Annotated in this window: 20 protein-coding genes and 1 pseudogene; 13 read left to right on the forward strand and 8 right to left on the reverse strand. The window is 74.4% G+C overall.

Translation table 11 applies throughout. The features are described from left to right. Nucleotides 1–83: 83 nt before the first annotated feature. Nucleotides 84–1034 (forward strand): hypothetical protein, encoded by a 951-nt coding sequence (locus ACTEI_RS02620; RefSeq protein ID WP_239082272.1) that lies wholly within the window; start codon nt 84–86, stop codon nt 1032–1034. 246 nt (nt 1035–1280) lie between these two features. On the opposite strand, the gene ACTEI_RS02630 is transcribed toward ACTEI_RS02620, so the two are convergent. Continuing rightward, a complete protein-coding gene (locus tag ACTEI_RS02630; protein ID WP_122976175.1) occupies nt 1281–2420 on the reverse strand; it encodes a class I SAM-dependent methyltransferase in 1140 nt (379 codons plus the stop codon). Nucleotides 2421–2563: 143 nt separating this feature from the next. On the opposite strand from ACTEI_RS02630, the gene ACTEI_RS02635 reads away from it, so the two are divergent. Beyond that, the gene (locus tag ACTEI_RS02635) at nt 2564–3235 is read left to right on the forward strand and encodes a biliverdin-producing heme oxygenase (protein ID WP_122976176.1); all 672 of its coding nucleotides are present in this window, start codon (nt 2564–2566) and stop codon (nt 3233–3235) included. 232 nt (nt 3236–3467) lie between these two features. On the opposite strand, the gene ACTEI_RS02640 is transcribed toward ACTEI_RS02635, so the two are convergent. The 3 genes from ACTEI_RS02640 to ACTEI_RS02650 form a co-directional block, all read right to left on the reverse strand. Then, nucleotides 3468–5273 carry a DEAD/DEAH box helicase gene (locus ACTEI_RS02640; RefSeq protein WP_122976177.1) on the reverse strand — a complete coding sequence of 602 codons (1806 nt, stop codon included), beginning with the start codon at nt 5271–5273 and terminating at the stop codon, nt 3468–3470. A gap of 222 nt (nt 5274–5495) precedes the next feature. After that, nucleotides 5496–5720: a DUF3107 domain-containing protein gene (locus ACTEI_RS02645; RefSeq protein ID WP_122976178.1), complete on the reverse strand. Its 225-nt coding sequence runs from the start codon at nt 5718–5720 to the stop codon at nt 5496–5498. Between the two features lie 39 nt (nt 5721–5759). Beyond that, on the reverse strand, nt 5760–6419 hold the full coding sequence (locus tag ACTEI_RS02650; protein WP_122976179.1) for a TetR/AcrR family transcriptional regulator: 660 nt from the start codon (nt 6417–6419) through the stop codon (nt 5760–5762). Between the two features lie 236 nt (nt 6420–6655). On the opposite strand from ACTEI_RS02650, the gene ACTEI_RS02655 reads away from it, so the two are divergent. The 6 genes from ACTEI_RS02655 to ACTEI_RS02685 all read left to right on the forward strand — a co-directional run bounded on the left by ACTEI_RS02655 (nt 6656) and on the right by ACTEI_RS02685 (nt 16571). Beyond that, the gene (locus ACTEI_RS02655; RefSeq protein ID WP_244940664.1) at nt 6656–8635 is read left to right on the forward strand and encodes a Daple; all 1980 of its coding nucleotides are present in this window, start codon (nt 6656–6658) and stop codon (nt 8633–8635) included. Continuing rightward, entirely contained in the window at nt 8635–9594 is a 960-nt protein-coding gene (locus tag ACTEI_RS02660; protein ID WP_122976181.1) for an alpha/beta hydrolase, read from the forward strand. The genes ACTEI_RS02655 and ACTEI_RS02660 overlap by 1 nt, the downstream gene beginning before the upstream one ends. A gap of 66 nt (nt 9595–9660) precedes the next feature. Then, nucleotides 9661–10587, forward strand: a complete 927-nt coding sequence (locus tag ACTEI_RS02665) for a DUF3152 domain-containing protein (RefSeq protein ID WP_122976182.1) — start codon at nt 9661–9663, stop codon at nt 10585–10587. 1469 nt (nt 10588–12056) lie between these two features. Beyond that, nucleotides 12057–14348 (forward strand): DUF3152 domain-containing protein, encoded by a 2292-nt coding sequence (locus tag ACTEI_RS38005; RefSeq protein ID WP_244940665.1) that lies wholly within the window; start codon nt 12057–12059, stop codon nt 14346–14348. Between the two features lie 108 nt (nt 14349–14456). Next, on the forward strand, nt 14457–15638 hold the full coding sequence (gene moeZ, locus ACTEI_RS02680) for an adenylyltransferase/sulfurtransferase MoeZ (RefSeq protein WP_122976184.1): 1182 nt from the start codon (nt 14457–14459) through the stop codon (nt 15636–15638). A gap of 129 nt (nt 15639–15767) precedes the next feature. Then, complete coding sequence (locus ACTEI_RS02685; RefSeq protein WP_122976185.1) at nt 15768–16571, forward strand: prenyltransferase/squalene oxidase repeat-containing protein; 804 nt, start codon at nt 15768–15770, stop codon at nt 16569–16571. A 268-nt stretch (nt 16572–16839) separates the two neighbouring features. Here ACTEI_RS02685 and ACTEI_RS02690 read toward each other — a convergent pair whose 3' ends face one another. Beyond that, the gene (locus ACTEI_RS02690; protein ID WP_122976186.1) at nt 16840–18081 is read right to left on the reverse strand and encodes a glutamate-5-semialdehyde dehydrogenase; all 1242 of its coding nucleotides are present in this window, start codon (nt 18079–18081) and stop codon (nt 16840–16842) included. Between the two features lie 11 nt (nt 18082–18092). Then, nucleotides 18093–19205, reverse strand: coding sequence for a glutamate 5-kinase (proB, locus tag ACTEI_RS02695; RefSeq protein ID WP_187645923.1), 1113 nt, complete (start codon nt 19203–19205; stop codon nt 18093–18095). 62 nt (nt 19206–19267) lie between these two features. Here proB and ACTEI_RS02700 point away from each other — a divergent pair, with 62 nt between their 5' ends. Further along, nucleotides 19268–19582: an MGMT family protein gene (locus tag ACTEI_RS02700; RefSeq protein WP_122976188.1), complete on the forward strand. Its 315-nt coding sequence runs from the start codon at nt 19268–19270 to the stop codon at nt 19580–19582. A 310-nt stretch (nt 19583–19892) separates the two neighbouring features. Here the strand turns inward: ACTEI_RS02700 and ACTEI_RS02710 are convergent, their stop codons facing one another. After that, nucleotides 19893–20576, reverse strand: a complete 684-nt coding sequence (locus ACTEI_RS02710) for a TetR/AcrR family transcriptional regulator (RefSeq protein ID WP_122976189.1) — start codon at nt 20574–20576, stop codon at nt 19893–19895. Nucleotides 20577–20674: 98 nt separating this feature from the next. On the opposite strand from ACTEI_RS02710, the gene ACTEI_RS02715 reads away from it, so the two are divergent. Beyond that, nucleotides 20675–21604, forward strand: a complete 930-nt coding sequence (locus ACTEI_RS02715) for an NAD-dependent epimerase/dehydratase family protein (protein WP_122976190.1) — start codon at nt 20675–20677, stop codon at nt 21602–21604. Between the two features lie 20 nt (nt 21605–21624). On the opposite strand, the gene ACTEI_RS02720 is transcribed toward ACTEI_RS02715, so the two are convergent. Next, nucleotides 21625–23016, reverse strand: coding sequence for a gamma-glutamyltransferase (locus tag ACTEI_RS02720; RefSeq protein ID WP_122976191.1), 1392 nt, complete (start codon nt 23014–23016; stop codon nt 21625–21627). 270 nt (nt 23017–23286) lie between these two features. Between ACTEI_RS02720 and ACTEI_RS02725 the strand changes: the two genes are divergently transcribed. From ACTEI_RS02725 to ACTEI_RS02740, 3 genes and pseudogenes are all read left to right on the forward strand, one after another. Continuing rightward, a complete protein-coding gene (locus ACTEI_RS02725; protein WP_122976192.1) occupies nt 23287–23823 on the forward strand; it encodes an NADH-quinone oxidoreductase subunit B in 537 nt (178 codons plus the stop codon). Between the two features lie 138 nt (nt 23824–23961). Continuing rightward, nucleotides 23962–24677: pseudogene (locus ACTEI_RS02730) on the forward strand (NADH-quinone oxidoreductase subunit C). A gap of 57 nt (nt 24678–24734) precedes the next feature. Further along, on the forward strand, nt 24735–25694 hold the full coding sequence (locus ACTEI_RS02740; protein ID WP_122976193.1) for a complex I subunit 1/NuoH family protein: 960 nt from the start codon (nt 24735–24737) through the stop codon (nt 25692–25694). Nucleotides 25695–25879 lie beyond the last annotated feature (185 nt).

Raw genomic sequence — 25879 nt, forward strand, 5'->3', positions numbered from 1 at the left:
TACGGGTGGACCACCCGGTCGAAAACAGCCCGAGAAAGCCTCGTCGCATGTCCAAGTGGGCACTACCGGCGGACGGTGCGGATATGGAAAGCCCGGAGGCCGAGGCGCACCCCGCCCCGGAGGGCTCCGGCTTCCGGCTGGCCGCCATCGGCGCCCTGCTGATCGTCGTCCTCTTCGCGGGCTACGGCCTCGGCCGCCTCAACAACGGCACCTCCACCGGCACCTCGGCCACTCCGGCCGCCACGACCAGCGCCGGTCCCGCGGCGGTCAACGAGAACATGCCGCACACCCACGGGGCCACCGGCGCCGGCCTGACCACGCCGGCCGGGGCTGCGGTCGGCGGCCTCTCACTGAGCTCCGACGGGCTCACCCTGCGTCCCGCCGGCACCGATTTCCAGGCCGGGAAGCGCCAACGGCTCAGCTTCACGATCGACGGGCCGGGCGGCGCGCCGGTCACGTCGTACGCGATCGTGCACGACCGGCCGCTGCACCTGATCGTGATCCGACGCGACCTCACCGGCTTCCAGCACCTGCACCCGGAGATGGCCGCCGACGGCACCTGGAGCATCGACCTGACCCTGGCCGAGCCCGGCGTCTACCGGATGATCGCCGACTTCACCGCGCTGGTCGGCGGCCGGCAGGTGACCACCACCCTGGGCAGCGATCTGACCGTGGCCGGCGATTACGCCCCGCGGCCACTGCCCGCGCCGGCACGGACCGTCACCACGGACGGTTTCACCGTCTCGTACGAAGGAACGCCCGGCACCCAGGCGGTCCAGCCACTGCTGATGACCGTGACCGGCGCCGACCGGAAGCCGGCGGCCGTCGAGCCCTATCTCGGCGCCTACGGTCACCTGGTGGTGGTCCGCGCCGGTGACCTGGCCTACGTTCACGTCCACCCGGAGCAGCAGCTCGTCGCCGGCAAGGTGAAGTTCTGGATCACCGCGCCCAGCCCCGGCGACTACCGGATGTTCTTCGACTTCCAGGTCGGCGGTCAGGTGCACACCGGGGCGTGGACGTTACGGGTCGGCTGAGGTTGAGCCGGGTCCGCGAGGCGGTGCGCACCGGGTCGGTGTTGAGTCGGGTCCGCGGGGCGGTGCGGACCGGGTCGGTGTTGAGCCGGGTCCGCGGGGCGGTGCGGACCGGGCCGGTGTTGAGCCGGGTCCGCGGGGCGGTGCGGACCGGGCCGGTGTTGAGCCGGGTCCGCGGGGCGGTGCGGACCGGGTCGGTGTTGAGCCGGGTCCGCGATACGGTGCGCACCGGGCCGTGGACGTTGCGGATCAGCTGAGCATGAGCGCCAGCGCCGGTTTCACCCCCCACTGGCCGGTCAGCGCGTCGTACTCCGCGCGCTGCTCGGCGGTGGCGGGCGCGCCCGTGCGGCGGGCCCGCAGCAGCAGGTTGCGCGGGGTGTGTGCGGAGTCGACGAACTCGACCACGTCGACCCGGTAGCCGTGCAACCGGAGCAGGGCGGCGCGCAGCGAGTCGGTGAGGACGTCCGCGAAGCGCTCCCGGAGGATCGCGTGCCGGGTGAACTCTCCGTACGGCGAGGGCGCGGCGCCACCCTTGAGCTGCGCGGCGATGTCGTGGTGGCAGCACGGCGCGGCGAGCACCCAACGGGCCTCCCACCGCACCGCCCGGGCCAGCGCCTGATCGGTCGCGGTGTCGCAGGCGTGCAGCGCGAGCACGAGATCCGGCGCGAACGGCAGCTGCGCCGCCTCGATCGTGCCGGCGACGAAGGTCACGTCGTCGGCGCAGCCGAGGCGCTCGGCCACGGCGCCGTTGCGTACCCTCTGGTCCTCGCGGACGTCGACCCCGACGACCTGGACGGTCGCGCCGCGGCCGGTCAGATAGCGGTAGGCGGCGAAGGTGAGGTACGCGTTTCCGCAGCCCAGGTCGACGACGCGCAGCGGCGTGGGCAGCTCGTCGGGCAGCGTGGCGGCGAGGGCCCGCAGGAACGCGTCGATCTGCCGCCGCTTGGCCGCGTTGCCCCCGATCACCTCGAACAGCGGGTCACCCGGATCGAGCAGCCACTGCTTGGCCCGGTCGTGGCCCTGCACGGCCGGCGCCGCCGGGGCGGACGCGGCCCGGTGCACCTGGGCGTCACCCTTCTTGGTGATCCGCACCTGGACGGTGGCCGACTCGGTCTCCACGTGCCAGTTGCCGAACGGCTCGGCCAGCAGCTCGTCGATGGCGGCGGCCGCCTCGGCGCCGGGCGCGACGTTCCGGGTGAACGGGCGGGCGCCGTCGTCGGTGACGATCTGGAGTTTGGGTCCGCTCTTGAGGGCGACGGGGCGTACTTGAGCGCGAGTGACCGAAGGCACATGCCCGCGGCGCCGGCCGGCCGCGACGGCACGGGTCAGGCCGGGGGCGAGCAGGAGTTCGCGCACCTCGGCGAGCGCTTGATCGAGCGGTTCTGGCATCACTCCATTCTGCCCCGCCCCGGAATCCGGCCCCGGCCGCTGTGCACCGCAGCGCCCGTCACCCGGGACGCGGGGCTGTGGACACGTGTGTTTCACCGCTAGGTTGGCCATCGGCAGGCGGACGACGCGAGGGGAGGACCCGGATGTGGCACCCGGCCGGCCCGCTGGAGGCCGACCCGCCGGCCACGGATCGCGTCTCGGCGCACCTCGCGAAGATCCTCGCCGACGCCCAGGCCGCCGCGCGCCACAGCCGTTTCGTCCAGGCGCTGGTGGCCGGCCGCCTGCCGGTGACGGCGTACGCGGAGCTCGCCGCGCAGCACTGGTTCGTCTACGAGGCGCTGGAGCAGGCCACCGCCGCGATGGCCGGCGACCCGGTGGCCGGCCGGTTCTGCTTCCCGGAGCTGCTGCGGCTCCCGGCGATCGAGGCCGACCTGACTTTCCTGTACGGCGCGGGCTGGCCGGAGCGGATCGTCGCGCTGCCGTCGACCACGACGTACTGCACCCGGATCCGGTCGGTGGCGGTCGACCGGGACACCGGTTTCGTGGCCCACCACGGCACCCGCTATCTCGGCGATCTCGACGGCGGGCAGTGGCTGGGCGCGGCGGTGTTCCAGGCGTACCGGTTCGACCGGCGGGGTTACCGCTTCTTCGTCTTCGAGGGCGTCGACCCGCGGCTGCTCCGGACGCGGTACCGGCAGCGGCTGGACGCCGTCGGGTGGGGCCGCGCCGAGCGGGGCGCCTTCCTGAGCGAGGCGGCCGCGGCGGCCCAACTCGGCCTGAACCTGCTGGTCGAGCTCGGCAACCGCTGGACGTGAGAGCGGCGCGCCGTCGGGCCGCGGGACCAGGGCGCCGTTGGACCGCGGGACCGGCGCGCCGTTGGACCGCGGGACCAGGGCGCCGTTGGACCGTGAGACCGGCGCGTCGCTCAACCGCGGGACCAGCGGCACCGCTGGACACGAGAAACGCCGGGACCTCAGCGGTCCCGGCGCGGGGAAGAAGCGGGGAGAAGCGGCATGGGACCGCGGAGCGGCCCCATGCACGGAACTGTCAGCCCTCGGCGGTGCCGGCACCGGCCTCCGAGCCACCGGTCATGGCCTCGGCCGGCGTGCTCTCGTCGGATCCCCGGGTGCTGCGCCGGCGCCGCCGCCGGGGCCGGCTCTCGCCGCTGTCGCCGGCCGCGGGGTCGGCCGGGTCGCTGGCGTCCGCGTCCGCCGGGGTCTGCGACTCCGCGGGGCCGCCGTCGACCGGATCGGCGAAGGTCACCGTGGTCGTGGCGCGGCGGCGACGGGTCCGGGTCCGGGGCGCGGCGTCGCCCTCGGCCGGCGGGGCGTCCTCCACCGGCGCGGCGGTGGCCGCCTGCGTACCGGAAGGCTCGGCGACCTGGTCGCCGACCACCCGGCGCCGGCGCCGCTCGCGCTTGGGCCGCTCGGTCGTTTCCTCGGCCGAGGGTCCCCCGGACGGGGCGCTGTCGGCCGGCGCCGACCCGCCGCGGGACCGCCCGCCGCGCCCACCGGGGCCGCCGTTGCGGCCGCGCCGGCGGCCTCCGCCACCGAGGTCCTCCTCGATCTCGGCGGACAGGCCGGCACGGTTACGTTCGGCGGTCGGCAGGGTGCCCGAGATGTCGTTCGGAATGTCCAGGTCGGCGTAGAGCGCCGGACTGGTGTGGTACGTCTCGGGCGGCTCCGGCATGCCCAGGCCGAGCGACTTGTCGATCAGCACCCAGCGCGGCATGTCCTCCCAGTCGACGAACGTGACCGCGACGCCGGTGGCGCCGGCCCGGCCGGTGCGGCCGATCCGGTGGGTGTAGGTCTCCGGGTCCTCCGGGCAGTCGTAGTTGAGCACGTGGGTGACGCCGGAGACGTCCAGGCCGCGGGCCGCGACGTCGGTGGCGACCAGCACGTCGATCTTGCCGGTGCGGAACGCGCGCAGCGCCCGCTCGCGAGCCCCCTGGCCCAGGTCGCCGTGCACGGCGGCGACCGCGAAGCCACGGAAGTCGAGGTCCTCGGCGACCCGGTCGGCAGCCCGCTTGGTGCGGGTGAAGATCATCGTGAGGCCGCGTTCGCGGGCCTGCAGGATGCGCGCCACCATCTCCAGCTTGTTCAGCGGGTGGGTGCGGTAGACCACCTGCTTGGTCAGCGGTGACGCGCCGCTCTCCGCGGTGTGGCCGGCGTGGATGGTGACCGGGTTGCGCAGGAACCGCCGGGACAGCGCCACGATCGGGTCCGGCATGGTGGCCGAGAACAGCATGGTCTGCCGCTGCTCGGGGATCATCGCCAGGATCTTCTCGACGTCGTCCAGGAAGCCCAGGTCGAGCATCCGGTCCGCCTCGTCGAGCACCAGCGCGCGGATCGCGCCCAGCTTGAGCTGCTTCTGCTTGGCCAGGTCGAGCAGCCGGCCGGGCGTGCCGACGAGGATCTCGACGCCCTTCTTCAGGGTGTCGACCTGCGGCTCGTACGCGACGCCGCCGTAGATCGGCAGCACCCGGACGCCCCGCGTGCTGCCGGCCGCGGCCAGGTCCCGGGCGACCTGCAGGCCGAGCTCGCGGGTCGGGACGACGATCAGGGCCTGCGGGCGGCCGTCGGCGCCCTCGGACGGGGCGAGGACCCGCTCCAGCAGCGGCAGGCCGAAGCCCAGGGTCTTGCCGGTGCCGGTCGGGGCCTGGCCGATCAGGTCGGTGCCGCGCAGCGCGATCGGCAGCGCGTACTCCTGGATGGCGAAGGCGTGCGTGATGCCGGCCTTGGCCAGCGCCTCCACGGTCTCGGCGCGGACGCCCAACTCAGCGAAGGTCGGGCTGTCCGGGCGGACCGGAGCGCGGTTCGTCACGGGAATCAGAGCTTGCTCATTGTCGGTCATGAAGTTTTACGGGTGCCCTCTCGTGGTGCGCCCGTCGACTGTCCTGGGCGCGGTCTGAAGTGAGGCGCGGGCCGCACGCTCGAAAGCGGGCCACACGCGGGGCCGCCGACTTGACAAACCGACGTCGGCGGCGACACCTGCCACTCTACCCGACCCAATAGCAGACGCACGCGAGAGCAGTTGCGGGAGGGAACCGCTGCGACAGCGGTCCCCTCCCGGTACTCAGCGAGTGGTGAAGCCGAACGGCCGGTGCGAGGCCTCGGCGATCTCCACGTAGGCCAGCTTGGCGACCGGGACGATCACCTTGCGGCCCTTCTCATCCGTGAGCGAAAGGACGCCGTCCTTGGCCAGAGCCTCGGACACGGCCTGCTCGACCTCCGCCGGGGTCTGCGCGCTCTCCAGCACCAGCTCACGCGGCGAATGTTGCACGCCGATCTTGACCTCCACGGAGCCCTCCTCTGTCAACCCGTGTACCGCTTGGAAAGGCTATCCGATTTCCGGGGACGTTCCGGCCGTTGCACCGCCCTGCAGAGGGAAGCTGGCGATCCCGCGCCAGATCAGCGCGGCGACGAGGGCCTCGGCTTCAGCTTTGGGCGTACGCCGGCCGTTGGCCAGCCAGTGCTGAGCGGCCGCGCCGGAGGCCCCGGCGAGGCCGGAGGCGAGCAGCTGAGCCTGATCCGGCCGCAGGCCGGTGTCCGAGATGATGGTCTCGGTCAGGGCCTCGATGCAGCCCTGCTCGACGCGCTCCACCCGCTGGCGCACCTGCGGGTCGTTGCGCAGGTCGGACTCGAAGACCAGGCGGAACGCCTCGCTCTCGTGGTCCATGAAATCGAAGTACGCGCGGACCGCGCCCTTGACCCGCTCCTTGTTGTCCGGCGTGGCCAGCAGCGCGCCGCGCACCTTGGCGATGATCGCGTCGCAGTGCGTGTCCAACAGGGCCAGGTAGAGCTCCAGCTTGCCGGGGAAGTGCTGGTAGAGCACGGGCTTGGAGACGCCCGCGCGCTCGGCGATGTCGTCCATCGCGGCGGCGTGGTAGCCGTGCGCGACGAAGATCTGCTGGGCGGCGGCCAGCAGCTGCTTACGGCGTGCCGAACGTGGCAGCCGGGTGGGGCGAGTGGTCTGGGCCCCGCCGGACGCGGCGGTCATATCTGGTGAACCTCCAGGGGGTCGGTCCCCGCGGTTTGTCGTCGCGGTTTGCCCGGATCGGCGCTTGTCGCGGTCGTGCGGGCAATTGTCGCGACGCTGCAACTTATCGCCACTGCAACCACACGGTAGCCTCAGCGGGGGCGAGCGAGGAGCACGCGGTGGATGAAACTGGGCATTCCGGAGACGCCGGAGCCGCGGGTGGCGGCAACGGCGCCGACGCGCGTGACCGCGATCGGATGAACGGATGGGTGAACGGCGAAAACCCGTGGTCGAACCCGGGTGCGGCCCGGGAACAGGAGGCCGACGTGCCCCCGTGGCGGCGCGGCGACATCGGCCGGCAACCGTTCCCGGAGCGCCCCTTCGGGCCGGCCCCGAGCTCGGCCGCGCCCGCTCCGGCGTCCCCGCCGGGGCTGGTGGACCCGCCGCAGTCCACCGAGATTCCCCCTTCCGGGAACACCGACATAACGTCGCCGTGGTCCGGCGATCGCAGCCGGCTCGCTGACATTCTCGGACACCGGCCGCGCCCGGTCGATGCGGAGTCCGCCGCCAGGGCGACTTCGGGTCCTCCGGTCAACGCTCCGGCCCCCGCCAGCGCGCCCCCTTACCCGTACGAAGGGGACCTCGACGACTCGTACCGCACCACCGCGCCGGCCACCGTGCAGCGCGCCGCCGTGCCGATGGCCCGGCCGGCCCGGCAGGCCCGCGCCGATTGGACGCCCGGTGAGCCGGGCCAGACCCAGGGAGATCCACTGAGCCGTACCGACGCGCCGTCCGAACCGATCCGCTCCCGGCACGCGCTGGTCAACGAGACGCTGGCACAGGGCCTTCCCCGGGTGGAGCCCGCCGCGCCGGCGGGGGACCAGCGATCGGTGGACAACGAGCCCGCCACGGGCCTGCCGACGTACGATGCCTCCAGCTTCCCGCGCCGGGGCTACGAGCCCGGGCCGGTCGCCTACCCGCCCGCCACCGACGACCCGACACCCCCGTACACCTCGCCCGCGTACCCGGGCTTCCCCAGCACCCGTCCCGGTCGGCCGGAGAGCGGCGAACCCGCGGAAGGCGCCGCGCCGGGCGGAGCGCTGGACGAGCCGAGCGGGGTGCTGCCCCAGCGCGTACCGGCCCAGCCGGACGTGCCCCGAGTTCCGGAGCCGCCCTCCGTGGAGCCATCGGCCGAGGCGCCCGCCCTCGCGCGTATCGCGACGCACCTGCGCCGCGGTGACGTCGTGCCCGCGCAGGAGCGCCAGGAAGGCTTCGACGTGCAGGCCATCCTGGCCGCGGTGCGCGAGGTGGACGGCGTCCGGGACGCGTCGCTGCGCGCCACCCCGGCCGGCGCGCACAGCCTCCGGCTGGACCTCGCCGACGGCGCCGACGCGGCCGAGGTGAGCCGCCACGTCGCCCGCCTGCTGCAGGAACGGATGGGCCTGGACGCGGCGATGCCCGGCGACGCGGGCGCGCTGCGGCCCGCCGCGCCGTTCGTGCCGGCGCAGGCCGCCCGGTCCGGGCGCGCCTCGGTGAAGCCGGTCTCCCCGGCCCCGCCGCCGGCCGCCGCGACCTCGGCACCGCCCGCCCCGGCCCCGGTCTCGGCCGCCCCGGCGTTCGCGCCGCCGGCCGCGCCGGCCTTCCCCCCGCCGACGACGCCCGCCTTCCCCCCGCCGGCCGCCCCGGTCTCGGCCGCGCCGGTCTCCGCGACCCCGGCCGCGCCGGTCTCCGCCGTCCCGACCACCCCGGCGGCCCCGGAGCCCCAGCCGGCCGCGGTCGTCCCGCGTGACCTCAACAAGCCCCGCCCGCTCGACCCGGGTGACCGCCCCGGCCCCCGCGTGCTGATCGAGAACGTGCACGTCAACACGTTCGGCGCGGACGCCACGGTGGAGGTGCGGCTGCGCGCCGGCGCCCGGTCCGCGTCCGGTGTCGCCAGCGGCCCGGCCGTCGACGGCTACCTGCTGCGCCTGTGCGCCACGGCCACCGCCGGTGCGGTCGACGAGCTGCTCTCCACCTCGACGCACGCGGACGGTCCGGCGCGCTGCTTCGTCGAGCACGCGTCCGCCGTCTCGTTCGGCTCCACCCAGGTCGCCGTCGTGGTGCTGCTGCTGTCCTGTGGTGGCGGCTGGGTCGAGCAGCTGGCCGGCTCGGCGGTCGTCACCGGTGACGACCGGCACGCGATGGTGCGCGCCACACTGGCGGCGGTCAACCGCCGCGTCGAGGCACTCTTGGCTTGATGAGAGGCGCGGTTCTGGCCGGCGACAGCGCGCTGCTGCCGGAGGGGGAGGTGCCGCCGCCCTGGCCCGCACGACGGGTCGCGGTCGGCGGGGCGATGCTGCACGTCCGGGACACCCCGGCGCTCCGGCCGGACGCCGAGCCCGCGGTGTACGTACACGGTCTCGGCGGCTCCTCGCAGAACTTCACCGACCTGGCCGGCCTGCTCGCCGACCGGTTCGCCGGGCAGGCCGTCGACCTGCCCGGCTTCGGCTACAGCGACCCCAGCCCGCGGTACTCGATACCGGCTTTCGCGGCCACCCTGATCGACTACCTGGAGACATCCGGCCGCGGCCCGGTGCACCTGGTCGGCAACTCGCTCGGCGGCTCCATCTCGGTGCGGGTCGCCGCGCTGCGCCCGGACCTGGTGCGCACGCTCACCCTGGTCTCCCCGGCGATGCCGTTCCTCAACCCGCGCCGGACCGCGCAGGGCCCGGTGCTGCCGCTGCTCGCCGTGCCCGGCGCGGCACGCGTGATGGCCTGGGCGCTGACCCGGATCACCGCCGAGCAGATGGCCGAGCAGGTGCTGGCCGCCTGCTTCGGCGACACCAGCAAGGTGCATCCGCAGCGCCGCGCCGAGGCGATGGAGGAGATCCAGCTCCGCTACACCGTGGACCACTATCCGCAGGCCTACCTCGGCACTCTGCGCGGCCTGGTGGGCAGCTTCCTGCGGGCGTACCTTCCGGGCGTCAACTCGCAGTGGCGCCTCGCCGCTCGGGTGCAGGCACCCACCCTGGTGATCGGCGGTCTCAACGACAAGCTGGTCGATCCGCGGGTGCCGGCCCAGGTGGCCCGGGTGGTGCCGGACGGCCGTCTGCTGATCCTGCCGGGGGTCGGCCACGTCGCGCAGATGGAGGTCCCGCGTCTGGTCGCGCGGGCCATCGTCGGCATGATCGAGGACGTCCGGCCGGCCGCGGCATAGCGCTCGTCTCACCCGCTCGCCTCGCGCGCGGGTCATCGACGCCGGTGTGCAAGGCTCGGATGCAAGATGATCGCTCCCGTTGCCTCCGTTCACGAACCGGAGACCCCGCCGCCCACGGAGGATCGGTGGCGCCAGTGGTGGCTCGCGCTGTTCGCGGTCACGATGGTGCTGCTCACGGTGGTCACCGTGGCCGCGCGCCACGGTGGTTCGCCGGCGGCGCCGGCGGCCGCCACCCCGTCGTCCGCCGCACCCTCCGCCGCCGCGCCGCTCGCCCCGGCCTCGCCTGCGGCTGCGGCGCCCACTCCGGCCGCGGTGCTGCCGTCGGGCCCGCCGGCGCCGGCCCCGGCTGCGCCGTCGGCCGCCTCCGCGGGGCCCGGGCCCGAGGTCCTGCAGATCGCGGGCGCGGTCCCGGCGCACGGTTCCGGCGATTTCCAGTACGCCGTGAAGCGCGGCCCGGTGCTCGGAAGCGGAGGGCCGGTACGCCGGTTCCGGGTGGCCGTGGAGAAGGGCAGTGGCGAGGACCCGGAGGCGTTCGCCGCCCAGGTGGTGAGCACCCTCGGCGACCCGCGCAGCTGGATCGGCGACCGGACGTTGCGGCTGCGGATGGTCGGCGGAGGCGAGCCGGCCGACTTCACGGTCTACCTGGCCACCCGGGACACGGCCGGGCGGATGTGCCAGCGGGGCGGGACGAACATCCGGATCGGCGGGGTGCCGTACACCTCCTGTCGCACCCCCGGCCAGGCGATCATCAACCTGGACCGCTACCGCAAGTCGGCGCGTCCGTACCTGGCCGCTCGGGTGCCGCTCGCCGTGTACCGCAACTACGTGATCAACCACGAGGTGGGCCACGAGCTCGGCCATCACCACGAGGGCTGTCCCCGGCCGGGCGGCCCGGCGCCGGTGATGGTCCAGCAGACGCTGACGTTGCGGGGGTGCGTCCCGTACGCCTGGCCGCGCCGCGACGGCAAGCCGTTCGCCGGTCCGCGTCTCTGACCCGCCCGGCGGGCACCGTCCGCTGGTGCGCCACGCGGGCGTGACGCCGGTGTGAGCCGCGGGACCGGGGGTGGCGTACCGGAAGAGGGTCGCACCGTGCGGTGACGTCCTCTGGGGTCAGGTTCTTCCGGTGGGGAAGCCGATTCCCCTGTGACGGAGCGGCGAGTCGTGGCAGGCTGGCCCTTGTTATGGCAAACGCGACAAATGCCTCCCCTGATCCGGCGGCCGGCGCGAACCGCTCCGCCGGTGGCGGCCGGCGTGCCCGCGACGAGCCCTCCCGGGCGAAGAAGACGTCGGCGGCGACCGCCACCTCGGCGAAAGGTGTCGTCACGGCGCAGGCCGGCGCCGCGAAGAAGTCCGGCGGGCGGTCCGCGGCCGTGAGCAACGGCCGGCCGGTGGCCGCCGGCGGCAGGCCGGCGGAGAACGCGGCGGTCGCCCGCAAGACGGCGACCGGGAAGCCGGCGGCGCGGGGCGCTGGCGGCCAGGCAGGCAGCGGTAAGGCCGCGTCGTCGGCTGCGGGTGGCGCGGTCGGGGGTGAGGCGGCGTCGTCGGCTGCGGGTGGCGCGGTCGGGGGTGAGGCAGCGTCGTCCGCTGCGGGTGCCGCGACCCGGAGGGCGGGTGCCGCGACCCGGAGAGCGGGTGCCGCGACCCGGAGAGCGGGTGCCGCGACCCGGAGGGCGGGTGCCGCGACCAGCGGAGCGGGCGCCGCAGCGGCCGGGAAACCGGCCGCCGGGAAGCTGCCGGCCGCCGCCGGGGGTGGCCGGTCGGTGACCGAGGGCGGGCCGGCCGGCGGCGCGGCGACCGGCAAGGTGACCCCGAGCGGAGCGGCTGCCGGAGGTGGCTCCGGGCCGTCCGCGGTGGCGAAGTCCGTGCGAGCCCGGACGACCAGGGCCACCGGCGGCCGTGGCGGCGCAGCGGACGGTCCGGCGGCCGGCAAGCGGGCCACCACTGCCGCAGGCGGTCAGGCGGCTCGCGGCGGCGCGCGCACCGGCTCCGTCCAGAGCCGGGCCATCAAGCCCACAAGCGGCGATGCGGCCCCCGCGCCGAGCGCGGCCCCAGACATCGCGCCGCGGGCCGGCGCACGTGCGGGAGGCCGCGCACTGCCCGCTGAGAGACGCCGCAAGATCCCGTCGAGCGAGGTGCAGACCCCCGCGTACGTCCCCCGCCGGACCTTCCTGCGCGCCGCCGAGATCAGCCACCCGGCCCTGCACGCCGCCCCCGCACCGGAGGAACGGGGCTCATCCGGCGGCCGGCACCGGGCGAGCGCGGAACAGCCCGGAGCCCCAGCCGGCCGCCACCGGCTGACCGCCGGCGAACCGCTGGCCCGGCACCGTGCTGAACAGCGCCCCCTCCATGCCGCCGATGATCTGGAGGATGCGCGGCCATCGCTGCCAACGGCGGATGCGCAGCCGCCACGGCATCCGGAGTCCGGAGCCGCCCGGCACGCCCACCGCCGGCCCGCCCCGCCGGTGGTCGACCCGGAGACCGGCCTGCCGCCCGGTATGACCCGCGGCATCCTCGAACTGGCCGCCGAGCGGCTGGCCGCCGCCCGTGCCGCCCGGTCCGCCGCCGAGCCGCCGAAGACCGGCGAGCCCGCCGGTGAGGCCGCCGCCGAGTCACCGCAGGCCGCGCGACCGGCCACCACGCGGCGCCTCCGGGGGGCCCGGCCGTCCCCGCCCGAGCCCTCGGAGAGCGGCCCATGCCACCCCGGCACGAAGACGCCCGGGCCTCTCGAGAGCGACCCGCACCACCCCGGCACGCGAACGCCCGGGCCTCTCAAGAGCGACCCCCACCACCCCGGCACGCAGACGCCCGAGCCGCCCTCGGCCGACCCGCCGCCGGCCCAGCCGGCCGATCCGGCAGCGACCGGCGCCCTGGCCGGCCGTGTCGCCCGTCGTCGCCCGATCAACCGCCCCACCCGGCCCGCCGCCGTCGCTCCGCCGCCGGCGCAGCATCCGCCGGTGGCCCCGGCCGACTTCCGCCCGCCGCCCTACGAGGCCCCGGCCACGCCGCCGCCGTCGACAGCTGACCAGGTCGCGGCCTACGAGGCCCCGGTCGCGCCGCCGTCGACAGCTGACCGGGCCGCGGCCTACGAGGCCCCGACCGCGCCGCCGGCTGACCCGGCCCTCGCCCACGAGGTTGCGGCCGGCCGGCCCCCGCTGGCGGCGATCGGCCGGTCCCAGGCCCATGAGTCCCCGGTCCAGCCGGCCGACCTGACGCCCGGCGCCGCCTCGACGACCGCGGCGCCGGCCATGCTGTCCCCGGCCGACGCGCAGCCGGCCCTGCCCGCGAATCCGTACGACACCGCCGAGTTCCCGCAGATCGTCGCCGACCAGGTGTACTTCGAGGAGCCGGCCGAGGAGGCGCACGACGCGGCCTGGTTCTGGTCGACCCCGGAGCAGCCGCCGGTCGGCCTGCCGGAGAGTGTCCGCATCCCGGACGGTCTGTGGCACCCCGCCGAACAGGACTATCCGGACGGTCTGGACCAGCCGACCCGCGAACAGCCGGTCTACGTCGATCCGCCGGCCCCGGAGCAGGCGATCCCGCACCAGACCGCCCCGGAACGACCGGTCGGCCCGCGGTTCACCGGGCCGGTGCCCGGCCCGGCCGCGGACACGCCGGCTGTGGCGACGGATCACGCTGTTCCGGCCGCGGCCGCGCCGTCCGTCGAGTCCGACGGGACCGTGTCGGCTGTCGAGTCCGACCGCGCCGCCCCGGCTGTCGAGTCCGGCCGCGCCGCCCCGGCTGTCGAGTCCGGCCGCGCCGCCCCGGCTGTCGAGTCCGGCCGCGCCGCCCCGGCTGTCGAGTCCGGCCGGGCCGCCCCGGCTGTCGAGTCCGGCCGGGCCGCCCCGGCCGTCGACATCGACCGGGCCGCTCCGGCCGCGGGCGGGCCGGCCGGGGAGCCCCTGACCGGCCGACGGCTGCTGCGGCGCCGCAGCCGGGTCACCTTCGTGGCGTACCTCCTGGTCGTCGCGCTGGTCCTGGTCGTCGGCCACGAGTTGCAGGACCGGCAGCTGACCGGCGTGGCCGACCGCGAGGCCGCGCCTCCGGCGGCCGACCGCGAGGCCGCGCCGCCCCCGGCCGGGCCGGTCGGCGCCGCGCCCCAGCCCGGTCCGGCGGGCGAGGGGGCCGCGACGGAGGCGGAGCGGCGCGGGTCGGTCCAGGGCGCGCCGCCGGCAGCCGGGGAGGAGACCGGCCGGGCGGGCGATTTCCGGTACGTCCGGACCCGCGGCCCGGTGCTCGGCGAGGCCGGCCGGCTGCAGCGGTTCCGGGTGGCCGTCGAGGAGACCGTGGACGGCGTCGAGCCGGACGACTTCGCCGCGTCGGTCGACGACATCCTGGGTGACGAGCGCAGCTGGATCGGTGGCGGCAAGGTGCGGCTGCGCCGGGTGCCGGGGTCCGGTGCGGGCGCCGACTTCACCGTCTACCTGGCCACACCGGCGACCTCGGAGCGGATGTGTGCCACCGGTGGCCTGCACACCGACGGGTTCACCTCGTGCCGGCTGCCCGGCCGGGTGGTGATCAACGCCGAGCGCTGGGCGGATGCGATCCCGGACTACGCGGGCGACATCGGCCGGTACCGGCAGTACGTGATCAACCACGAGGTCGGCCACCAGCTCGGACACGGCCACGAGGCGTGCCCGGGGCGGGGCCGGCCGGCGCCGGTGATGCTGCCGCAGACGTACGGTCTGGGCGGTTGTATCCCCCATGCCTGGCCGTACCGGGACGGCAAGCGGTACTCGGGCGAGCCACGCCCGTGAATATTCCGTAATCTCGTATGTCGGGCCGTGTCCGACGTCATGGGCGCGGCGCCGCCGAACGAGCAACAATGGGCGGCGATCCTTACCACCGAACCCGGGGAGTGAACTGTGGCTCTGCCCCCGCTCGTCGAGCCGGCCGCCGAGCTGAGCGTCGATGAGATCCGCCGCTATTCGCGTCACCTGATCATCCCCGACGTCGGGATGGACGGGCAGAAGCGGCTGAAGAACGCCAAGGTCCTCGCGGTGGGCGCGGGCGGCCTGGGCTCGCCTGCGCTGCTGTACCTTGCCGCGGCCGGCGTCGGCACGCTCGGCATCATCGACTTCGACACGGTCGACGAGTCCAACCTCCAGCGCCAGGTCATCCACGGCGTCTCCGATGTCGGCACGCCCAAGGCGGAGTCCGCCGCGCGCAGCATCGCCGAGATCAACCCGCTGGTGAACGTGGTCATCCACAACACCGCGCTGGACCGCGACAACGTCAAAGAGATCTTCAGCCAGTACGACCTGATCGTCGACGGCACCGACAACTTCGCGACGCGGTACATGGTCAACGACGCCGCGGTGCTGCTCGGCAAGCCGTATGTCTGGGGCTCGATCTACCGTTTCGACGGCCAGGCGTCGGTCTTCTGGGAGGAGCACGGTCCCTGCTACCGCTGCCTCTACCCGGAGCCCCCGCCGCCCGGCATGGTGCCCAGCTGCGCCGAGGGCGGCGTCCTCGGCGTGCTCTGCGCGTCGATCGGCTCGATCCAGGTGAACGAGGCGATCAAGCTGATCACCGGCATCGGTGAGCCGCTGGTCGGCAGCCTGATGGTGTACGACGCGCTGGAGATGAGCTACCGCAAGATCAAGGTCCGGAAGGACCCGAACTGCGCGCTCTGCGGCGAGAACCCCACCGTCACCGACCTGCTCGAGGACTACGAGGACTTCTGCGGCGCGGTCTCCGAGGAGGCGCAGGAGGCGGTGACGGGTTCCACCATCACCGCCCGCGAGCTCAAGGAGTGGCAGGACTCCGGCAAGGACGTGTTCCTGGTCGACGTCCGTGAGCCGGCCGAGTGGGAGATCAACCGGATCCCGGGCGCGGTGCTGATCCCGAAGGGCGAGATCCTTTCCGGCGAGGCGCTGTCGCAGTTCCCGCAGGACCGGCAGATCGTGCTGCACTGCAAGTCGGGTGTGCGCTCGGCGGAGGCCCTGGCCGCGCTGAAGGCGGCCGGCTTCAAGGACGCGGTGCACGTCCAGGGAGGCATCGTCTCCTGGGTCAACACGGTCGACCCGTCGCTGCCGTCGTACTGATCGGGTTGTCACACTGGGGAGTCCCGATCTTGACTCCCCAGTGTGACAGTCACGTGACCGAAACGGACCATTGTGACAGATGGTCGATAGCTCCGCCGAAACACAGGGTCACCGGGTAACGTCTCAATCGTGGTCGATATCGATGCCGCCATTGGTTACGTCGTGGCCCATGGTGACCCGGTCGAACGCGCGCGCCTCTCCTATCTGCGCACCGGTCAGCCGGCGCCGGAGGAGGTCGTCGCGCGGATCGCCGGTGGCCAGATGCCCGAGGGCGGCTGGCCCGCCTCCGCCGAGGGGCAGGTTCCGTCGATCGACGCCACCTGTTTCCGTCTCGCCGAGCTCGACGACCTCGGCAGTTTGCAGGGCCCGGTGGTGGAGCGCGCGCTGAACTGGTTGGCCGGCGCCCAGCGCCCGGACGGCACCTGGCAGGAGCATGAGTCACTGGCCGGCGAGGCCCCGGCGTGGGCGCTGCCCGGCGACCCGGAGGCCACCCTCTACCTCACCTCGGTCGCCGGTTTCTGGCTGACCGCCGCCGCCGTCGAGACCGATCCGTACCAGACCCGCGGGCGCTACCGGGACGTCCTCGCCGCCGCGGCCGGCTTCGTCGTCTCCCAGCTGCGGCCGGACGGCACCTGGCCGTCCTTCCTTGCGGTCGGCTGGCACGCCGCCGGCCTGCTGCACCAGCAGCAGTACTTCCACGAGTCGTCCCGGGTGCAGATGGTCCTCGGCGAGCGGCTGCCGGACATGTCCCCGGCGGATGTCGCCTCGATGGCGGCGGCGCTGCGCCGGGTCAACCTGGGCGACGACTGGCTGCTGCGCAATGCCCGCAAGCGACTGGCCGAGACGCAGCGCACCGACGGCGGCTGGGACAGCAACGAGGGCCCGATCTTCGACGTCAACATCACGCTGACCGCCCTGCGCGCCTGCCGCTGACCGCGCTGCCGCATCGATCCCGGCCCGATGCGCCGCCCGTCGCCGCGTGCGGCGGTGACGTGGTGAATCGGCCGTTGTCGCGTGCGGCGGTGACGCGGTGAATCGGCCGTTGTCGCGTGCGGCGGTGACGCGGTGAATCGGCCGTTGTCGCGTGCGGCGGTGACGCGGTGAATCGGCCGTCGAGGCGCGGTGGCGACGCGCCCCGGACCGCCGGTCACCGGCCCGGTGGCGACGCCGGCTGGCGCCACCACCGAGGCGCGGCGGCGGCTCAGCGGGTGTGGCCGTTGCCGGTGACGATGTACTTCGTCGAGGTCAGCTCGGGCAGCCCCATCGGGCCCCGGGCGTGCAGTTTCTGCGTGCTGATCCCGATCTCCGCGCCGAAGCCGAACTCGCTGCCGTCGGTGAACCGGGTGGACGCGTTGATCATGACCGCGGCCGCGTCCACGCCGGCCACGAAACGGCGGGTCGCCGTCACCGACTCGCTGACGATCGCCTCGGTGTGGCCGGTGCCGTACTGCCGGATGTGGTCGAGCGCGTCGTCCAGCGAGTCGACGACGGCGACCGAGATGTCGGCGGAGAGGTACTCCGTGCCCCAGTCCGCGTCGGTGGCGGCGACCACCGCGTCGCTGTACCCGGCCACCCGGGCGTCGCCGTGGACGGTCACCCCGGCGTCGGCGAGCTCCGGCAGCACCAGCGGCAGGAAAGAGTCCGCGATCTCGGCGTGCACCAGCAGCGACTCGGCCGCATTGCAGACCGAGTTCCGCTGGGTCTTCGAGTTGATCGTGATGGCCAGAGCCTTCTCCAGGTCGGCGGCGGCGTCCACGTACACGTGGCAGTTGCCCACCCCGGTCTCGATCACCGGCACCGTGGACTGCTCGACCACCGTCCGGATCAGGTCGGCGCCGCCGCGCGGGATCAGCACGTCGACCAGGCCGCGCGCCCGCATCAGCTCCTTCACCGAGTCGCGGGTGGTGGCGTCGAGCAGCTGGATCGTGTCGGCCGGCAGTCCGGCGTCGGCGACCGCCTTGCGCAGCACCGAGACGATCGCGGCGTTCGACGAGAACGCCGAGCCGGAACCGCGCAGCAGGGCCGCGTTGCCGGACTTCAGGCAGATCCCGGCGGCGTCCGCGGTCACGTTGGGCCGGCCCTCGTAGATCATGCCGACCACCCCGAACGGCACCCGGACCTGCCGCAACTCCAGCCCGTTGGCCAGGGTGGAGCCGCGCACCACGTCGCCGATCGGGTCGGGCAGGGCGGCGAGCTGACGCAGGCCCTCGGCCATCGCGGCGATCCGCTCCGGGCTCAGCGCCAGCCGGTCGATCATCGCCTCGGCGGTGCCCTTCTCCCGGGCGTTGGCGACGTCGACCGCGTTCGCGGCCAGGATGTCGTCGGCCCGCTCGACCAGGCGCTCGGCCATCAGCAGCAGCGCCGCGTCCTTCTCCGCGCGGGTGGCCCCGGCCAGGTCGATGGCGGCGATCCGGGCCGCGGCCGCCTGCTCCAGCACGCTCATGACAAACCCTTCTACAGCAGTACGAGGTCGTCGCGGTGGACGACCTCTCGTTCATAGCCCGGCCCGAGCTCCGCGGCCAGTTCCGGAGTGGACCGGCCGAGCAGCGCGGGCAGCTCGACCGCGTCGTAGTTGACCAGTCCGCGGGCCACCGGCGTACCGGAGCCGGCGTCTACCAGGTCGACCGGGTCGCCGGCCGCGAAGGAGCCGTCGACCGCGGTGATCCCGGCCGGCAGCAGCGACTTGCGCCGGGCCACCACCGCGGCGACCGCGCCGGCGTCCAGGTGCAGCCGGCCGCGTGGCGCGGTGGCGTGGGCCAGCCAGAACAGCCGGGCGGCGGGACGGCTGGCGGCGGCCTCGAACAGCGTGCCGACCTCGTCACCGGCGAGCGCGGGCGCGGCCAGCGGGGCGGCGGTCAGCACCACCGGGATGCCGAAGCCGGTGGCGATCCGGGCCGCCTCGACCTTGGTCACCATGCCGCCGGTGCCCACCCCGGAGCTGCCGGCCGAGCCGATGGTGACTCCGGCGAGGTCGGAGTCGTCGCGAACCAGCGGGATCCGGCGCGCCGCCGGATCGGCCGGGTTGCCGGTGTAGAGCGCGTCCACGTCGGAGAGCAGCACCAGCAGGTCGGCGTCGACCAGGGCGGCGACCAGCGCGGCCAGCCGGTCGTTGTCGCCGAACCGGATCTCCTCGGTGGCGACCGTGTCGTTCTCGTTCACGATCGGCAGCGCGCCCAGGTCGAGCAGCTTCCGCAGGGTCCGGTACGCGTTGCGGTAGTGCGCCCGCCGGGTCACGTCGTCGACGGTGAGCAGCACCTGCGCCACGGTCAGTCCGTGCCGGGCGAAACCGGCGGTGTACCGCCCGATCAGCAGGCCCTGGCCGACCGCGGCGGCGGCCTGCTGGGTGGCCAGGTCACGGGGCCGGCGGCGCAGCTGCAGCGGGGCCAGCCCGGCGGCGATCGCGCCGCTGGAGACCAGGACCACCTCACGCCCGTCGCCGGCCAGTCCGCCCAGGACGTCGACCAGGGTGTCCACCCGTTGCTCGTCGATGCCGCCCGCCGCGGTGGTCAGCGAGGACGAGCCCACCTTGACCACGATCCGGCGCGCGCCGGTCACCACTTCCCGCACCCGGCCCATTGTGCTCGGCTGCCCGGCGACCACCCGGGCCGGATCCCATATCGTGGCGGTTCATGACACCTGAGGAGTACGTCGAAGCCGTTCTCGCTCTGGTCGAGCGGATCCCGCGGGGCCGGGTGATGTCGTACGGCGCGGTCGCCGACGCCCTGGCCGAGCGTTCCGGCCGCAATTCGCCCCGGCAGATCGGCGGCATCATGGCCCGGCACGGCGGCGGGGTGCCGTGGCACCGGGTGGTGAACAGCACCGGCCGGCTGCCACCCGGCCACGAGCGGGAGGCCCGGGCGCGGCTGCTGGCCGAGGGCGTGCCGTTGCGCGGCGACCGGGTGGTGATCGGCGAGGCCGGGTGGCATCCCGACGCGGCGGAGTAGGACCACGCGGCACGGCCGCCCGGTGCGGGCCATATCGGCCGCCGGAGACGCCCGGCCTGGGTCCGGACGTGCCGGACGTGCCGCCGGAGGCGCCCGGCCTGGGCCCGGACGTGCCGGACGTGCCGCCGGAGGCGCCCGGCCTGGGCCCGGACGTGCCGGACGTGCCGGACGTGCCGCCGGAGGCGCCCGGCCTGGGTCCGGACGTGCCGGACGTGCCGGACGTGCCGCCGGAGGCGCCCGGCCCCGGTCCGGACGTGCCGGACGTGCCGCCGGAGGCGCCCGCCGGTCACGTCCGTCCGGCCGGCCGGCCTCAGGCGAGTCCGGCGAACGCCGCGGCGGCCCGCATCTGCCACTCGAAGAAGCCTCGCCGATCCTCGTCGATCGAGTTGTTCAGCTGCCCGAACAGCTCCGCGCTGACCGCGCCGCAGAGGTGCACGAAGCCGTACATCGTCGCGCCGACCAGGTGGGCCGGCACGCCCGGCCCGAACTGCTCGGCGACCGCGGCCATCTCCTCGCCGAACCGCCCGGCCGGCTGCTCCGGCACCCCGGTGAGCCGCCCGGTGGCCAGCGCGTCCCGCATCACCCCGGCCAACAGCATGATCACCCGGGTGGCCGGCATGACGGTGTCCTTCGGCGCCTGGTATCCCGGCACCGGGCTGCCGTAGATCAGCGCCCACTCGTGCGGGTTGGCCAGCGCCCATTCGCGGACCGCGTGGCCGATCGCCACCCAGCGTGCGGCCGGGTCGGCGACCGTCCCGACGGCCCGCTCGGCGGCCTCCCCGACGGCGTCGTACGCGTCGATGATCATCGCGGTGAGCAGGTCGTCCCGGCTGGCGAAGTAGCGGTACACGGCGGACGACGCCATGCCCAGCTCGCGCGCGACCGCGCGCAGGGAGAGGTTGGCCCCGTCGGTTGCCAGGTGGCGCCGGGCCACCTGCTTGATCTCTTCGGTCATCTCGGCCCGGACCCGGGCGCGCAGGTTGGCGGCGTTCATGCGAACCAGTGTGACACAACGAGAGCAGTGCTCTTGCCAATCGACCGATCACATGGCATCGTTGTTCTCAACAGAGAGCACTGCTCGCAAAGGAGAACATCATGTCGCACGTGATCGTCGGTTCCGGCCCGATCGGCTCCGCGGTGGCCCGGCTTCTGGCCGAGCAGGGTGAGCGGGTCCGCATCGTCACCCGCAGCGGCACCGGTCCGGAGCATCCGCTGATCGAGCGGGTCGCCGGGGACGCGTCCGACGCCCGCCGGCTGACCGAGCTGACCCGGGGCGCCGAGGTGCTCTACAACTGCGCCAACCCGAAGTACACCGAGTGGGCCGACAAGTGGTTCCCGATGAACGACGCGATGATCGCCGCCGCCCGGGCGGCCGGCGCGGTCTACGCGATCACCGGCAACCTGTACGGCTACGGCCCGCAGCCCGGCGGCCGGATGACCGAGGACTCGCCGCTGGCCGCGACCGGGCGGAAGGGCCGGATCCGCATCAAGATGTGGCAGGACGCGCTGGCCAGTGGCCTGCGCACGGTCGAGGCGCGGGCGTCGGACTACGTCGGCGCGGGCGCGGTCAGCACCATCTCCGCGGTGCTGCTGCCGGCGATCAACTCCGGCCGGGCCGCCTGGGCCCCGGCGAACGTCGACCTGCCGCACACCTTCACCTACACCGGCGACATGGCCCGCACGCTGGTCACGCTGGCCCGCGACGAGCGGGCGTACGGCAAGGGCTGGCACGTGCCCTCGGTCGCCCCGATCACCTTCCGCGAGCTGGCCGCGCGCTACTGCGAGGTGGCCGGGGTGCCGCAGGTCAAGGTGCACAGCCTGCCGCGGTTCGTGATGCGCGCGGCGGCCCCGCTGGTCCCGATGGCACGTGAGCTGGCCGAGATGGACTACCAGTTCTACGCCCCCTTCCACATGGACAGCACGCGTACCGAACAGACCTTCGGCCTGGCCCCGACCGACCTGGACGTGGCCCTGCGGGAGACCGCCGCGGCCGCCGAGGCGACCGCGGCCCGGCGGATGTGACGTCGCGTGGACGACCCCGGTCAGAGGAGCAGGCCGACCCCGCCCCGCCGCGGATCTCCGGCCGCGCCGGCCTGCCCGACCGCGGTCACCCCGCCGAAGTAGTGGTTGAGCTCCGGCCACTCGACCACCTGCCACCCGGCCGCCCGCAACGCCTCCAGCTCCTCCGGGGGGCACCCCCGCTCGGCGTGCACGGTGTTCTCCACCGCGTGGAACCGGGGCCGGGCGATCGCCTCCGTCACGTCCAGCCCGTCCACCAGGACCCCGAGCAGCGTGTCCACCAGCGCGGTACGGATCCGGGAGGCCCCCGCCGAGCCGGCCGCCACGGTCAGCGCGCCGTCCGACCCGATCACCACCAGCGGGCACATGTACGACGACATCCGCTGCCCGGGCACCAGCTGGTCGGTGAGCAGTTCGCCCTCGCCGAGCATGGAGTTCAGGTTGATGCCGAGCCCGGGCAGCCACACCCCGGCGCCCAGTCCCAGCGTCGTGGTGATCACGCAGGCGTTGCCGGCCGGGTCCACCACCGAGACGTTGGTGGTGTCGCCCCGCCGCTGCGCTCCCAGGTTCCGCAGCGCCGCGGCCACCCCGGTGGCCCGGCCGGGCCGGGACAGGTCGGCCGGCAGCGCGCCGATGGTGTCCACCGTCCGGTTCAGGTCGTGCCGGGCGCAGACCTGGTGGCCGGCCAGCGTGGCGTGGTCCACCGGCACCTCGGCCACCCGGTAGCCGGCCAGGTCGGCCGGTCCCAGCGTGCCCCCGGCCGCGCGGACCGTGGCGACCATCAGCTCCGCGTACTCCCCGGTGTAGAACACCTCCGGCCCGTCCACGGCGAGCGCGTCCATCGCGGTGGCCAGCCCCTGGTGGAAGAGCAGCTCGTCGCTCTCCAGCAGCCGCCCGCCCGGCTGGTAGGAGGCCGCGCCCTCGCCGTAGGCCAGCGCGGGCGCGCACGAGCGCAGCGTCTGGGCGTGCGCCGCCGGCAGCAGCACGCCGGTGCGGGCCAGGCCGGCCGCCGGGGCGACCACCTCCGGCCAGGGCAGCCGGCCCCAGCGCCGGTGCACCTCGCCGAGACCGGCCGGCACCCCGGGCACCGCCACGCTGGCCCCGCCGATCGAGTAGATCTGTGGCAGTCCGCCGAAGAACACGTCGACCGCCACCATCGGCTCCGGTTTCCGGTCGTCGTCCAGGCCCGGGACCGCGACGAAGAAGTCCAGGCAGGTGACCTCGCCGCTGCTCGCGTCGAAGTAGGTGGCGAAGCCGCCGCCGCCTATCCCGGTGTAGATCGTCTCGGCGACGCAGCAAGCCAGGACCGCGGCCACCGCCGCGTCGGCGGCGGTGCCGCCCGCTTCGAGGATCCGCACCCCGGTGCGGGCGGTAGCCGGATGGCTCGCGGCGACGCCGGCCGCAACGCTTCCCATGCGGCGAGCGTAGGCGGCAACACCCGATCATGGTTACGATGCGCGTCGATGACGCCCGCCGGTCCCTCTCTCGTGGTAATCCGGGCGAGTGTCCCACCCGGAGGTGTTTTGGCTGGGTATGCCCTAGCGTGCCGGGTCGCCCACGCCCCGCGCGGTGCCGGATTCGCCGATCGTCCCCGATCCGACCGACACGCTGTGTGTTACGGCGGGGGCGGCCGAGCGTGCCCGACCTGCTTCGGCGACCGGCCCGGCACGAGGTAGGTTGAGCTGATGGCCCTACCTGGAGTGCTCGGTGAACCCATCCGGTTCGTGCTGAACTGGGGCCGCCGGTATTCCCTCTGGGTGTTCAACTTCGGTCTGGCCTGCTGCGCCATCGAGTTCATCGCGTCCAGCATGAGCCGGCACGACTTCATGCGGCTGGGTGTGATCCCGTTCGCGCACGGCCCGCGGCAGGCCGACCTGATGGTCGTGTCCGGCACGGTCACCGACAAGATGGCCCCGGCGATCAAGCGGCTCTACGACCAGATGCCCGAGCCGAAATACGTGATCTCGTTCGGCTCGTGCGCCAACTGCGGCGGCCCGTACTGGGACTCGTACTCGGTCACCAAGGGCGTCGACCAGATCATCCCGGTGGACGTCTACGTGCCCGGCTGCCCGCCCCGGCCGGAGGCGCTGCTGCACGGCATCCTGCGCCTGCAGGAGAAGATCGCGGCCGAGCGCTCGGGGCCCGGCGGGGTCTCCCGCCCGGACCCGCTGACCAGGGGCGCCGACTCGTTCACCGCGCCCGTGGTGGCCCCGCCCGCCTGATCCGACGCGCCTCGGCGGCGGCCCGCCCGTACCGCCGGAGGCGGGGCGACCTCGATGACCGTCACGTTCGTGCCGTTCGCCGACGGTGCGCGCCCGGCGGCAGGTCGTGAATCGGCGCCGGATCATAGGATGACCCCCATGACGCCCGAAGAGGTCGGAGATCGACTGGTCGCACTCCTGGCGACGGATGAGCCCGGCCAGGGCGCCGTCGCCGCCGGAGTCTCCGGCGGCGGTCCCGGCCACGCCCGGGCGGTGGTCGACGTGCCGGTCGCCCGCTGGTGGCACGCGGCCACGATCGCCGCCGACGCCGGTGCGCTGGGCTGCGACTACTTCGACTGGCTGTCCGCGGTGGACGAGCTGGACGACGGGTTCGACGTGGTCGCCCACCTGTGGTCCACCCGCCGGCGGCACGGCCTGCTGCTGCGGACCCGGGTGCCGCGGGCCGACCCGGAGGTGGAATCCCTGGTGGATCTCTATCCCGGCGCGGCCTGGCACGAGCGCGAGACGTACGAGATGTTCGGCATCGTCTTCGCCCGCCACCCGGATCTGCGGCCGCTGCTGCTGCCGCCGGAGTTCGAGGGGCATCCGCTGCGCAAGGAATTCGTGCTGGCGTCCCGGGTGGCGAAGCCGTGGCCGGGCGCGAAGGAGCCGGGGGAGTCCGAGGGCGGCTCGGCCAAGCGCGCGCCGATGCGCCCGCCGGGCGTCCCGGACCCGAACGAGTGGGGCCCGCTCAAGGGCCGGGTCCCGCAGCCGGAGACCCCGGCCCGCCCGACCCGCGGCGAGCGCCCGGCCCGTCCGGCGGGGGAGCGCCCGGCCCGTCCGGCGGGGGAGCGCCCGGCCCGTCCGGCACGTGACACGCCCGGCGCCGCCGAACCGGCGGAGAAGCCGCGGACCGAAGGGGAGGCCGGCTGATGCCGCTCTGGCTCGATCTGCTGGTGCGGGTCGCCGGCGTGATGGTCGGTTTCCTGGTGCTGCCGCTGCTGGTCGGCCAGGCCGAGCACAAGGTCATGGCGCACATGCAGGGCCGCGTCGGCCCGATGTACGCGGGCGCCTTCCACGGGTGGGCCCAGCTGGTCGCCGACGGCGTGAAGTTCGTCCAGAAGGAGGACGTGCACCCGCACGGCGCCGACCGCGGCGTGTTCCGGCTCGCCCCGATCGTCGCGCTCTTCCCCTACCTCGTGGTCATCCTGACCATCCCGCTCGGCCCGAACGGCCTGGTCGCCCAGTCCCTGGACATCGGCCTGTTCCTGGTCCTGGCGGTGCTCGGCATCGGTGTGGTCGCGGTGCTGATGTCCGCGTGGGCCTCGGCCAACAAGTACAGCCTGCTCGGCGGCCTGCGCGGGGCGGCCCAGCTGCTCGGGTACGAGCTCCCGCTGGTCCTGGCCGCGGCCAGCGTCGCGATGGCGGCCGGCACGCTGAGCCTGCCCGGCATCGTCGAGGCGTGGCGCCCGTGGTGGCTGATCTGGCAGGCCCCGGCCGCCCTGGTGTTCTTCGTCGCCGGTCTGGCCGAGATCCGCCGCCCGCCGTTCGACATGCCGATCGCCGATTCCGAGCTGGTCTTCGGCTACATGACCGAGTACACCGGGCTGCGCTTCGCGTTCTTCCTGCTCGCCGAGTACGTGGGCATCATCGTGATCGCCGGCCTGACCACGGTGCTGTTCCTCGGCGGCTGGCACGGCCCGTTCGCCGACCAGCTCGGCTGGCTGTGGACGCTGCTGAAGGTCGCAGCGCTCTCCTTCGTGATCATCTGGTTCCGGGTGACCTTTCCCCGGCTGCGCGAGGACCAGTTGCAGCGCCTCTGCTGGCTGATCCTGGTCCCGGTGTCGCTGGCCCAGCTGGTCCTGACGGTCGCGGTGAAGTCGCTGCTCTGACGCGGGTGCCGGGGCGTCAGCCGCTTGAGGTCCGGGTCGATCGGCCACGGCTCGCGCGCCGTGAGCCGCCGGTCGAAGACGCCGCTGGGCCGATGGACCGTGCCGGGCAGGTCGTCGAGATCCTCCGTGGTCCAGCCGGCGGCGCGCGGGAAGTCGCTGATCGCCAAGGTCATCCGGCCCTCCGC

Origin of the sequence: Actinoplanes teichomyceticus ATCC 31121 (assembly GCF_003711105.1) — a bacterium.
GTDB classification, from domain to species: domain Bacteria; phylum Actinomycetota; class Actinomycetes; order Mycobacteriales; family Micromonosporaceae; genus Actinoplanes; species Actinoplanes teichomyceticus.

What these genes read in the sequence shown, in the direction of transcription:
- ACTEI_RS02655 (WP_244940664.1), top strand. Translation starts at nt 6,656, where the DNA reads ATGAACGGATGGGTGAACGGCGAAAACCCGTGGTCGAACCCGGGTGCG.
- ACTEI_RS02640 (WP_122976177.1), bottom strand. Translation starts at nt 5,273, where the DNA reads ATGACCGACAATGAGCAAGCTCTGATTCCCGTGACGAACCGCGCTCCG.
- ACTEI_RS02720 (WP_122976191.1), bottom strand. Translation starts at nt 23,016, where the DNA reads ATGGGAAGCGTTGCGGCCGGCGTCGCCGCGAGCCATCCGGCTACCGCC.
- ACTEI_RS02630 (WP_122976175.1), bottom strand. Translation starts at nt 2,420, where the DNA reads ATGCCAGAACCGCTCGATCAAGCGCTCGCCGAGGTGCGCGAACTCCTG.
- ACTEI_RS02660 (WP_122976181.1), top strand. Translation starts at nt 8,635, where the DNA reads ATGAGAGGCGCGGTTCTGGCCGGCGACAGCGCGCTGCTGCCGGAGGGG.
- ACTEI_RS02725 (WP_122976192.1), top strand. Translation starts at nt 23,287, where the DNA reads ATGGCCCTACCTGGAGTGCTCGGTGAACCCATCCGGTTCGTGCTGAAC.
- ACTEI_RS02650 (WP_122976179.1), bottom strand. Translation starts at nt 6,419, where the DNA reads ATGACCGCCGCGTCCGGCGGGGCCCAGACCACTCGCCCCACCCGGCTG.
- ACTEI_RS02620 (WP_239082272.1), top strand. Translation starts at nt 84, where the DNA reads ATGGAAAGCCCGGAGGCCGAGGCGCACCCCGCCCCGGAGGGCTCCGGC.
- ACTEI_RS02635 (WP_122976176.1), top strand. Translation starts at nt 2,564, where the DNA reads ATGTGGCACCCGGCCGGCCCGCTGGAGGCCGACCCGCCGGCCACGGAT.
- ACTEI_RS02710 (WP_122976189.1), bottom strand. Translation starts at nt 20,576, where the DNA reads ATGAACGCCGCCAACCTGCGCGCCCGGGTCCGGGCCGAGATGACCGAA.
- ACTEI_RS02700 (WP_122976188.1), top strand. Translation starts at nt 19,268, where the DNA reads ATGACACCTGAGGAGTACGTCGAAGCCGTTCTCGCTCTGGTCGAGCGG.
- ACTEI_RS02665 (WP_122976182.1), top strand. Translation starts at nt 9,661, where the DNA reads ATGATCGCTCCCGTTGCCTCCGTTCACGAACCGGAGACCCCGCCGCCC.
- ACTEI_RS02690 (WP_122976186.1), bottom strand. Translation starts at nt 18,081, where the DNA reads ATGAGCGTGCTGGAGCAGGCGGCCGCGGCCCGGATCGCCGCCATCGAC.
- ACTEI_RS02740 (WP_122976193.1), top strand. Translation starts at nt 24,735, where the DNA reads ATGCCGCTCTGGCTCGATCTGCTGGTGCGGGTCGCCGGCGTGATGGTC.